This is a genomic window from Leucobacter sp. NPDC015123 (assembly GCF_043080205.1).
Taxonomy (GTDB): Bacteria; Actinomycetota; Actinomycetes; order Actinomycetales; family Microbacteriaceae; genus Leucobacter; species Leucobacter aridicollis_A.
This window is the reverse complement of sequence record NZ_JBIBVH010000014.1, coordinates 1-10,619: the sequence shown is the minus strand read 5'-3', so window position 1 is coordinate 10,619 and position 10,619 is coordinate 1. Positions and strand designations below refer to the sequence as shown.

Annotated in this window: 8 protein-coding genes and 2 pseudogenes; 9 read left to right on the top strand and 1 reads right to left on the bottom strand. The window is 63.1% G+C overall.

Features of this window, described 5'->3' with window-relative positions:
* Positions 1–94: 94 nt before the first annotated feature.
* Positions 95–850 (bottom strand): annotated as a pseudogene (intI1, locus tag ACF07D_RS16055) (class 1 integron integrase IntI1); the annotation flags it as partial.
* 145 nt (positions 851–995) lie between these two features.
* On the opposite strand from intI1, the pseudogene aadA1 reads away from it, so the two are divergent.
* From aadA1 to ACF07D_RS16010, 9 genes and pseudogenes are all read left to right on the top strand, one after another.
* A pseudogene (gene aadA1, locus ACF07D_RS16050) lies at positions 996–1,834 on the top strand (ANT(3'')-Ia family aminoglycoside nucleotidyltransferase AadA1).
* 119 nt (positions 1,835–1,953) lie between these two features.
* Positions 1,954–2,853 (top strand): aminoglycoside N-acetyltransferase AAC(3)-VIa, encoded by a 900-nt coding sequence (gene aac(3)-VIa, locus ACF07D_RS16045; protein WP_000131886.1) that lies wholly within the window; start codon positions 1,954–1,956, stop codon positions 2,851–2,853.
* A 206-nt stretch (positions 2,854–3,059) separates the two neighbouring features.
* On the top strand, positions 3,060–3,380 hold the full coding sequence (gene groES / locus ACF07D_RS16040) for a co-chaperone GroES (protein ID WP_000535481.1): 321 nt from the start codon (positions 3,060–3,062) through the stop codon (positions 3,378–3,380).
* A gap of 55 nt (positions 3,381–3,435) precedes the next feature.
* A complete protein-coding gene (groL, locus tag ACF07D_RS16035; RefSeq protein WP_000719078.1) occupies positions 3,436–5,073 on the top strand; it encodes a chaperonin GroEL in 1,638 nt (545 codons plus the stop codon).
* Between the two features lie 224 nt (positions 5,074–5,297).
* A complete protein-coding gene (locus ACF07D_RS16030) occupies positions 5,298–6,791 on the top strand; it encodes an IS91 family transposase (protein ID WP_042038115.1) in 1,494 nt (497 codons plus the stop codon).
* Between the two features lie 267 nt (positions 6,792–7,058).
* Positions 7,059–8,294, top strand: coding sequence for an IS256-like element ISEc58 family transposase (locus tag ACF07D_RS16025; protein WP_001137513.1), 1,236 nt, complete (start codon positions 7,059–7,061; stop codon positions 8,292–8,294).
* A gap of 217 nt (positions 8,295–8,511) precedes the next feature.
* Positions 8,512–8,859, top strand: a complete 348-nt coding sequence (locus ACF07D_RS16020) for a quaternary ammonium compound efflux SMR transporter QacE delta 1 (protein WP_000679427.1) — start codon at positions 8,512–8,514, stop codon at positions 8,857–8,859.
* Positions 8,853–9,692 (top strand): sulfonamide-resistant dihydropteroate synthase Sul1, encoded by an 840-nt coding sequence (gene sul1, locus ACF07D_RS16015; protein WP_000259031.1) that lies wholly within the window; start codon positions 8,853–8,855, stop codon positions 9,690–9,692. Before ACF07D_RS16020 ends, sul1 begins: the two co-directional genes overlap by 7 nt.
* A gap of 127 nt (positions 9,693–9,819) precedes the next feature.
* Positions 9,820–10,320 carry a GNAT family N-acetyltransferase gene (locus tag ACF07D_RS16010; protein WP_000376623.1) on the top strand — a complete coding sequence of 167 codons (501 nt, stop codon included), beginning with the start codon at positions 9,820–9,822 and terminating at the stop codon, positions 10,318–10,320.
* Positions 10,321–10,619: the final 299 nt, after the last annotated feature.

Sequence of the window (10,619 nt, the reverse complement as noted above, 5' to 3'; positions counted from 1 at the left end):
CATGGGCATGCTCAACCACCATTTCGCAGCAGCCGCCTGATCGGCGCAGAGCGACAGCCTACCTCTGACTGCCGCCAATCTTTGCAACAGAGCCCATGTGATGGCGACGCACGACACCGCTCCGTGGATCGGTCGAATGCGTGTGCTGCGCAAAAACCCAGAACCACGGCCAGGAATGCCCGGCGCGCGGATACTTCCGCTCAAGGGCGTCGGGAAGCGCAACGCCGCTGCGGCCCTCGGCCTGGTCCTTCAGCCACCATGCCCGTGCACGCGACAGCTGCTCGCGCAGGCTGGGTGCCAAGCTCTCGGGTAACATCAAGGCCCGATCCTTGGAGCCCTTGCCCTCCCGCACGATGATCGTGCCGTGATCGAAATCCAGATCCTTGACCCGCAGTTGCAAACCCTCACTGATCCGCATGCCCGTTCCATACAGAAGCTGGGCGAACAAACGATGCTCGCCTTCCAGAAAACCGAGGATGCGAACCACTTCATCCGGGGTCAGCACCACCGGCAAGCGCCGCGACGGCCGAGGTCTTCCGATCTCCTGAAGCCAGGGCAGATCCGTGCACAGCACCTTGCCGTAGAAGAACAGCAAGGCCGCCAATGCCTGACGATGCGTGGAGACCGAAACCTTGCGCTCGTTCGCCAGCCAGGACAGAAATGCCTCGACTTCGCTGCTGCCCAAGGTTGCCGGGTGACGCACACCGTGGAAACGGATGAAGGCACGAACCCAGTGGACATAAGCCTGTTCGGTTCGTAAACTGTAATGCAAGTAGCGTATGCGCTCACGCAACTGGTCCAGAACCTTGACCGAACGCAGCGGTGGTAACGGCGCAGTGGCGGTTTTCATGGCTTGTTATGACTGTTTTTTTGTACAGTCTATGCCTCGGGCATCCAAGCAGCAAGCGCGTTACGCCGTGGGTCGATGTTTGATGTTATGGAGCAGCAACGATGTTACGCAGCAGGGCAGTCGCCCTAAAACAAAGTTAAACATCATGAGGGAAGCGGTGATCGCCGAAGTATCGACTCAACTATCAGAGGTAGTTGGCGTCATCGAGCGCCATCTCGAACCGACGTTGCTGGCCGTACATTTGTACGGCTCCGCAGTGGATGGCGGCCTGAAGCCACACAGTGATATTGATTTGCTGGTTACGGTGACCGTAAGGCTTGATGAAACAACGCGGCGAGCTTTGATCAACGACCTTTTGGAAACTTCGGCTTCCCCTGGAGAGAGCGAGATTCTCCGCGCTGTAGAAGTCACCATTGTTGTGCACGACGACATCATTCCGTGGCGTTATCCAGCTAAGCGCGAACTGCAATTTGGAGAATGGCAGCGCAATGACATTCTTGCAGGTATCTTCGAGCCAGCCACGATCGACATTGATCTGGCTATCTTGCTGACAAAAGCAAGAGAACATAGCGTTGCCTTGGTAGGTCCAGCGGCGGAGGAACTCTTTGATCCGGTTCCTGAACAGGATCTATTTGAGGCGCTAAATGAAACCTTAACGCTATGGAACTCGCCGCCCGACTGGGCTGGCGATGAGCGAAATGTAGTGCTTACGTTGTCCCGCATTTGGTACAGCGCAGTAACCGGCAAAATCGCGCCGAAGGATGTCGCTGCCGACTGGGCAATGGAGCGCCTGCCGGCCCAGTATCAGCCCGTCATACTTGAAGCTAGACAGGCTTATCTTGGACAAGAAGAAGATCGCTTGGCCTCCCGCGCAGATCAGTTGGAAGAATTTGTTCACTACGTGAAAGGCGAGATCACCAAGGTAGTCGGCAAATAATGTCTAACAATTCGTTCAAGCCGACGCCGCTTCGCGGCGCGGCTTAACTCAAGCGTTAGATGCACTAAGCACATAATTGCTCACAGCCAAACTATCAGGTCAAGTCTGCTTTTATTATTTTTAAGCGTGCATAATAAGCCCTACACAAATTGGGAGATATATCATGATGACTGATCCCCGCAAAAACGGCGATTTGCACGAACCCGCGACGGCACCCGCGACGCCCTGGTCCAAAAGCGAGCTGGTCCGGCAATTGCGCGACCTCGGCGTGCGCTCAGGCGATATGGTGATGCCGCATGTGTCGTTGCGCGCCGTCGGGCCGCTGGCGGACGGACCGCAGACACTTGTCGATGCGCTGATCGAGGCCGTCGGCCCCACCGGGAATATTCTCGCCTTCGTCTCGTGGCGCGATTCGCCCTATGAACAGACGCTGGGTCATGATGCGCCGCCCGCCGCCATCGCCCAAAGCTGGCCTGCGTTCGACCCCGACCATGCGCCCGCCTACCCCGGCTTTGGCGCGATCAACGAATTTATCCGAACCTATCCGGGGTGTCGGCGCAGCGCCCATCCCGACGCATCGATGGCGGCGATCGGGCCCGATGCGGCGTGGCTGGTGGCGCCGCACGAGATGGGCGCCGCTTATGGCCCCCGCTCGCCGATCGCGCGTTTTCTCGCCCACGCAGGAAAAATCCTGTCGATCGGCGCCGGGCCCGATGCAGTCACCGCGCTCCATTATGCCGAAGCGGTGGCGCGGATCGAGGGCAAGCGCCGCGTCACTTATTCGATGCCCTTACTGCGCGAAGGCAAGCGCGTCTGGGTCACCACGTCCGACTGGGATTCGAACGGCATCCTCGACGAATATGCCGCGCCCGACGGCCCCGACGCGGTCGAACGGATCGCCCGCGACTATCTCGCCCGCACCAGGGTTGCGCAAGGCCCGGTCGGCGGCGCGCAATCCCGGCTGATCGACGCGGCCGATATCGTTTCCTTCGGCATCGAATGGCTCGAGGCGCGCCACGCCGCGCCAGCGGCGGCAGCGCTGAAGCCGAAACAACGCCGCGACTGAGTCGTCGATTATTCCGGACATATATTCCTCCCTCTCGCCCAGCCGCATAGCATCAGGCCCACAAGCCCGCCGCCTCTTCAACAAGGATGTCGGGACGTTCTTCAGTAAAGAACAGCTTGGCACCCTCGACAAGGATGATTGCCCGAGGCGATCAGGCGGCGAATTTTTGCGCGCGCGCACGGTCGCGGCGGCGCGCGATAAAGGCGATGGGTAGCCCCACGAGGAAGATATGCGCGGCGATTAACATCAAGCCGCTGTACGACCGCGTCGTCATCAAGCGCACCGAGGAAGAGAAGGTCTCCGCCGGTGGTATCGTGATCCCGGATTCGGCCACCGAGAAGCCGATCAAGGGCCAGGTCGTCGCCGTGGGCGAGGGCAAGGTGTTCGACAACGGCAACGTGCGCGCGCCGAAGGTCAAGGTCGGCGACCAGGTGCTGTTCGGCAAGTACGCCGGCACCGAGGTCAAGCTCGACGGCACCGAGTACCTGGTGGTGAAGGAAGACGACATCTTCGCCGTGCTGGGCTGAGCCCGCCGCTTCGCCGCATCCCAACCCGCAATCACAGAACTGAGGTAATTCCGCAATGGCTGCCAAGGATATTCGTTTCGGTGAAGACGCCCGCGCCCGCATGGTCCGCGGCGTGAACGTGCTCGCCAACGCCGTCAAGGCGACCCTGGGCCCGAAGGGCCGCAACGTCGTGCTCGAGAAGAGCTTCGGCGCCCCGACGATCACCAAGGACGGCGTGTCCGTCGCCAAGGAGATCGAACTGGCCGACAAGTTCGAGAACATGGGCGCGCAGATGGTCAAGGAAGTCGCTTCCAAGACCTCCGACAACGCCGGCGACGGCACCACCACCGCCACCGTGCTGGCCCAGGCCCTGATCCGCGAGGGCATGAAGGCCGTGGCCGCCGGCATGAACCCGATGGACCTCAAGCGCGGCATCGACAAGGCCGTCACCTCGGCCGTCGAGGAGCTGAAGAAGATCTCCAAGCCCTGCTCGACCAGCAAGGAGATCGCCCAGGTCGGTTCGATCTCGGCCAACTCCGACACCGACATCGGCGAGCTGATCGCCAAGGCCATGGACAAGGTCGGCAAGGAAGGCGTGATCACCGTCGAGGAGGGCTCGGGCCTGGAGAACGAGCTCGACGTCGTCGAGGGCATGCAGTTCGACCGCGGCTACCTGTCGCCGTACTTCATCAACAACCCGCAGTCGATGCAGGCCGAGCTGGAGGATCCGTTCATCCTGCTGCACGACAAGAAGATCTCGAACGTCCGCGACCTGCTGCCGATCCTCGAGGGCGTGGCCAAGGCCGGCAAGCCGCTGCTGATCGTCGCCGAGGACGTCGAGGGCGAGGCGCTGGCCACGCTGGTGGTCAACACCATCCGCGGCATCGTGAAGGTCTGCGCGGTCAAGGCCCCGGGCTTCGGCGACCGCCGCAAGGCGATGCTGGAGGACATGGCCATCCTCACCGGCGGCACCGTGATCTCCGAGGAAGTCGGCCTCTCGCTCGAGAAGGCGACCATCAACGACCTCGGCCGCGCGAAGAAGGTGCAGGTCTCGAAGGAGAACACCACCATCATCGACGGCGCCGGCGACACCGCGGACATCGAAGCCCGCATCAAGCAGATCAAGGCGCAGATCGAGGAGACCACCTCGGACTACGACCGCGAGAAGCTGCAGGAGCGCGTGGCCAAGCTGGCCGGGGGCGTTGCGGTGATCAAGGTCGGCGCCGCCACCGAAGTCGAGATGAAGGAAAAGAAGGCGCGCGTCGAAGACGCCCTGCATGCCACCCGTGCGGCGGTCGAGGAAGGCATCGTCCCGGGCGGCGGCGTCGCCCTGATCCGTGCCAAGGCCGCGATCGCCGAGCTGAAGGGCGCCAACGAGGACCAGAACCACGGCATCGCGATCGCCCTGCGCGCGATGGAAGCCCCGCTGCGCGAGATCGTCACCAACGCCGGCGACGAGCCGAGCGTGGTGCTGAACCGCGTCGCCGAAGGCACCGGCGCGTTCGGCTACAACGCCGCCAACGGCGAGTTCGGCGACATGATCGAGTTCGGCATCCTGGACCCGACCAAGGTCACGCGCTCCGCGCTGCAGAACGCGGCGTCCATCGCCGGCCTGATGATCACCACCGAAGCGATGGTGGCCGAAGCGCCGAAGAAGGAAGAGCCGGCCGCTCCGGGCGGCGGCATGGGCGGCATGGGCGGCATGGATTTCTAAGCCCCGCGATCCATCAAGCAAGACCACAAAGCCCGGCCTCGTGCCGGGCTTTGTGCGTTCTGGCGTCCGAGGCGGGAGACTTCCTACCCGCCCCGCGGCAATGTCTGACGCGAAGATCAGAAAACGCCGATATGAACGCGTGCTCGCGGGCGCAACCCTGAGCAGCCGTCCCTGCAACGGAGCGCTGCGTGCCGCGCCTGACCGCACCCCGGCGGCAGGCCGAGGTGTGCGCGCCACTGCCGGCCGCCCACGCCGCTGCGCGTTACGCGCGCCACCTGCCCGAGCGCACGCTGCTGTACGCGCTAGTGCAGGCGCACTACCCGGACTTCATCGCGCGTCTTGAGGCCGAAGACCGCCCGCTGCCCGAGTATGTGCGCGAGGAGTTCGAGACCTACCTGCGTTGCGGCGTGCTCGAGCACGGTTTCCTGCGCGTGGTGTGCGAGCAGTGCCGGGCCGAGAGGCTGGTGGCCTTCTCCTGCAAGAAGCGCGGCTTCTGCCCCAGCTGCGGGGCGCGGCGCATGGCCGAGAGCGCGCGGCACCTGGTGGAGGAGGTGTTTGGCCCGCGGCCGGTGCGGCAATGGGTGCTGAGTTTTCCGTACCCGCTGCGCTTCCTGTTCGCCAGCAAGCCGGAGGCCATCGGCCCGGTGCTGGGCATCGTGCATCGTGTGATCGCCGGCTGGTTGGCCGATCAAGCCGGCGTCGACCACGCCAGCGCGCAATGCGGCGCGGTGACCCTGATCCAGCGCTTCGGCAGCGCGCTGAACCTGAATGTTCACTTCCACATGCTGTGGCTCGACGGCGTGTACGAGGACACCACCGAGCGTCCGCAGCGCAAGCCGCGCCTGCACCGCACCCGTGCGCCCACATCGGCGCAACTGACGGAACTGGCCGGCACCATCGCGCATCGCGTGTGCCGGCACCTGTCGCGCCGCGGCTGGCTCGAAGGCGAAGACGAATCCGTGTTCCTGTCCGACAGCGCGGGTAGCGACGACGGCATGGATGGGCTGCGGATGAGTTCGATGACCTACCGCATCGCCACCGGTCGCGACGCTGGCCGCAAGGTCGTCACGCTGCAAACATTGCCCGGTGACGCAGGCTCGCTGGAGGGCGACGCCGGCAAGGTCGGCGGCTTCTCGCTGCATGCCGGCGTGGCCGCGGAAGCACACGAAAGCCACAAGCTCGAAAAGCTGTGCCGCTACATCACGCGCCCGGCGATCAGCGAGCAGCGGCTGTCGATCTCACCGCAGGGTAGGGTGCGGTATCAGCTCAAGACGCCGTGGCGAAATGGGACCACGCATGTCGAATGGGATGCGGTGGACTTCATCGCCAAGCTGGCGGCACTGGTCCCGCCACCTCGCGCGCATCTCACCCGCTTCCACGGCGTATTCGCCCCGAATGCAAACCTGCGTGCGCAGCTGACGCCCTCGGGGCGCGGCAGGCGGCCTGCGGGCGATGCGGTGCCGGTTGACGCAAGCGCCCACGACGAGCCGCGCAGCCCCGAGCAGAAGCGCCGTGCGATGAGCTGGGCGCAACGGCTCAAGCGGGTCTTTTCCATCGACGTCACCACCTGTGCCCACTGCGGCGGCGCGGTGCGGATCGTCGCCAGCATCGAAGACCCCAAGGCCATTCGCGCCATCCTCGCCCACTTCGAGAAACACGGCGCGCTGGAGCAAGCGCACTACCGGCCCGCAGCGCGCGCGCCGCCGCCGGCCGCGTGACGAGGTGCCGGCCACACAGCCGGCAGCCAAGCCAGAGTCCGATCCGATGCGGCCACGACCCCGCAGGGCTGCGCTCGGCCCTGTGCCGGGTTTCGGTGAGAAATGGCTACGCACTGAGCCGCTGCGTGGCCCCGCGATGTCGAAAACCCACGCATGAACCCCCGATCTGTGCCCGATCTGTGCCCAAAGCGGCGCTTGCGCGGCCGCTTCCGAGGGTGTCAGAAATTTTGTGTGAGAGGCATACCATGATGCTGCCAAGGAGCATGTATGCCACGCAAGAAGAAGACGCCGGTGGTCACGCCGGCCATTGATCTGCCGAAGGAATTTCTCGAGAAGCTGATCCCGGGTCCGATGGACGCGGCCGGGGTCGAAGCCGTGTTCCAGCAGCTGAAGAAGGCCGTGATCGAGCGGGCGCTGGGCGCGGAGCTCGGCCTGCACCTGGCCGACGCCGAGGGCGGGAGCGGCAACCACCGCAACGGCCGCAGCGGCAAGACGGTGCTGACCGACGAGGGTCCGCTGCGCATCGACGTGCCGCGCGACCGGACGGGTACGTTCGAGCCGCAGCTGATCCCCAAGCACGAGCGTCGCTTCGCCGGGTTCGACGATCGGATCGTCTCGATGTACGCCCGCGGCATGACGGTGCGTGAGATCCAGGGGCACCTGGCCGAGATGTACAGCGTCGAGGTGTCGCCGGAGTTCATCAGCAAGGTCACCGACGAGGTGATGGCCGAGGTCACCGCATGGCAGGCGCGGCCGCTGGAAGCGATGTATCCGGTGGTGTTCTTCGACGCGCTGCGGGTGAAGATCCGCGAGGACGGCGTGGTGCGCAACAAGGCGGTGTATCTGGCGCTGGGCGTGCTGGCCGACGGCACCCGCGACATCCTCGGGCTGTGGATCGAGAACACCGAGGGCGCGAAGTTCTGGATGAAGGTGTTCAACGACCTCAAGACGCGCGGCGTCAACGACATCCTGATCGGCGTGGCTGACGGCCTGAAGGGCTTCCCGGAGGCGCTGGAAGCGGTGTTCCCGGCGACCACGCTGCAGACCTGCATCGTGCACCTGATCCGCAACAGCCTGGACTATGCGGGCTGGAAGGACCGCAAGGCGCTGGCGGCGGCGATCAAGCCGATCTACACGGCCCCGACCGCCGAGGCCGCAGAGGCCGAGCTGGATGCGTTCGAGGCCGGCGACTGGGGCGAGCGCTTCCCGACGGTGGTCGCCGCCTGGCGCCGTGCCTGGACGCGCGTGGTGCCGTTCTTCGCGTTCCCGCCGGACGTGCGCCGGGTGATCTACACGACCAACGCAATCGAGAGCGTGCATGCGCGCCTGCGCAAGATCATCAAGACCCGCGGCCACTTCCCCAGCGACGAGGCCGCCACCAAGCTGATCTGGCTGGCGCTGCGGAACATCACCGCCGAGTGGAGCCGCGCGTCTCAGCACTGGAAGGCGGCGATGAACCAGTTCGCGATAATCTACGAAGACCGATTCACGCTGGCTCGCTGAAAGAGACTTCCGGACTAAACCGCCTCACACACAAAAAATCGGACACGCCCCCGCTTCCTACCTGCCAGACTCGCAAAAAAGGGCGGTTGAACTTCCTATACCCACAAAGTTAGATGCACTAAGCACATAATTGCTCACAGCCAAACTATCAGGTCAAGTCTGCTTTTATTATTTTTAAGCGTGCATAATAAGCCCTACACAAATTGGGAGATATATCATGAAAGGCTGGCTTTTTCTTGTTATCGCAATAGTTGGCGAAGTAATCGCAACATCCGCATTAAAATCTAGCGAGGGCTTTACTAAGCTTGCCCCTTCCGCCGTTGTCATAATCGGTTATGGCATCGCATTTTATTTTCTTTCTCTGGTTCTGAAATCCATCCCTGTCGGTGTTGCTTATGCAGTCTGGTCGGGACTCGGCGTCGTCATAATTACAGCCATTGCCTGGTTGCTTCATGGGCAAAAGCTTGATGCGTGGGGCTTTGTAGGTATGGGGCTCATAATTGCTGCCTTTTTGCTCGCCCGATCCCCATCGTGGAAGTCGCTGCGGAGGCCGACGCCATGGTGACGGTGTTCGGCATTCTGAATCTCACCGAGGACTCCTTCTTCGATGAGAGCCGGCGGCTAGACCCCGCCGGCGCTGTCACCGCGGCGATCGAAATGCTGCGAGTCGGATCAGACGTCGTGGATGTCGGACCGGCCGCCAGCCATCCGGACGCGAGGCCTGTATCGCCGGCCGATGAGATCAGACGTATTGCGCCGCTCTTAGACGCCCTGTCCGATCAGATGCACCGTGTTTCAATCGACAGCTTCCAACCGGAAACCCAGCGCTATGCGCTCAAGCGCGGCGTGGGCTACCTGAACGATATCCAAGGATTTCCTGACCCTGCGCTCTATCCCGATATTGCTGAGGCGGACTGCAGGCTGGTGGTTATGCACTCAGCGCAGCGGGATGGCATCGCCACCCGCACCGGTCACCTTCGACCCGAAGACGCGCTCGACGAGATTGTGCGGTTCTTCGAGGCGCGGGTTTCCGCCTTGCGACGGAGCGGGGTCGCTGCCGACCGGCTCATCCTCGATCCGGGGATGGGATTTTTCTTGAGCCCCGCACCGGAAACATCGCTGCACGTGCTGTCGAACCTTCAAAAGCTGAAGTCGGCGTTGGGGCTTCCGCTATTGGTCTCGGTGTCGCGGAAATCCTTCTTGGGCGCCACCGTTGGCCTTCCTGTAAAGGATCTGGGTCCAGCGAGCCTTGCGGCGGAACTTCACGCGATCGGCAATGGCGCTGACTACGTCCGCACCCACGCGCCTGGAGATCTGCGAAGCGCAATCACCTTCTCGGAAACCCTCGCGAAATTTCGCAGTCGCGACGCCAGAGACCGAGGGTTAGATCATGCCTAGCATTCACCTTCCGGCCGCCCGCTAGCGGACCCTGGTCAGGTTCCGCGAAGGTGGGCGCAGACATGCTGGGCTCGTCAGGATCAAACTGCACTATGAGGCGGCGGTTCATACCGCGCCAGGGGAGCGAATGGACAGCGAGGAGCCTCCGAACGTTCGGGTCGCCTGCTCGGGTGATATCGACGAGGTTGTGCGGCTGATGCACGACGCTGCGGCGTGGATGTCCGCCAAGGGAACGCCCGCCTGGGACGTCGCGCGGATCGACCGGACATTCGCGGAGACCTTCGTCCTGAGATCCGAGCTCCTAGTCGCGAGTTGCAGCGACGGCATCGTCGGCTGTTGCACCTTGTCGGCCGAGGATCCCGAGTTCTGGCCCGACGCCCTCAAGGGGGAGGCCGCATATCTGCACAAGCTCGCGGTGCGACGGACACATGCGGGCCGGGGTGTCAGCTCCGCGCTGATCGAGGCTTGCCGCCATGCCGCGCGAACGCAGGGGTGCGCCAAGCTGCGGCTCGACTGCCACCCGAACCTGCGTGGCCTATACGAGCGGCTCGGATTCACCCACGTCGACACTTTCAATCCCGGCTGGGATCCAACCTTCATCGCAGAACGCCTAGAACTCGAAATCTAACGTCCGTTCGGGCATCGAGGTCCATGTCGGGGTGGGACGGGCCCGTGGCTTCAAGATCACTTGCAGTCCGACCGCGATGTCTTGGTTGCGCGAGAGGTTGTCGATATGGCTCTGTTGCAAAAATCGTGAAGCTTGAGCATGCTTGGCGGAGATTGGACGGACGGAACGATGACGGATTTCAAGTGGCGCCATTTCCAGGGTGATGTGAGGCTCTGTTGCAAAAATCGTGAAGCTTGAGCATGCTTGGCGGAGATTGGACGGACGGAACGATGACGGATTTCAAGTGGCGCCATTTCCAG

Coding starts and splice junctions, on each gene's coding strand:
- groES (WP_000535481.1), top strand. CDS start 3,060: ATGGGTAGCCCCACGAGGAAGATATGCGCGGCGATTAACATCAAGCCG.
- groL (WP_000719078.1), top strand. CDS start 3,436: ATGGCTGCCAAGGATATTCGTTTCGGTGAAGACGCCCGCGCCCGCATG.
- ACF07D_RS16025 (WP_001137513.1), top strand. CDS start 7,059: ATGCCACGCAAGAAGAAGACGCCGGTGGTCACGCCGGCCATTGATCTG.
- ACF07D_RS16020 (WP_000679427.1), top strand. CDS start 8,512: ATGAAAGGCTGGCTTTTTCTTGTTATCGCAATAGTTGGCGAAGTAATC.
- sul1 (WP_000259031.1), top strand. CDS start 8,853: ATGGTGACGGTGTTCGGCATTCTGAATCTCACCGAGGACTCCTTCTTC.
- ACF07D_RS16010 (WP_000376623.1), top strand. CDS start 9,820: ATGGACAGCGAGGAGCCTCCGAACGTTCGGGTCGCCTGCTCGGGTGAT.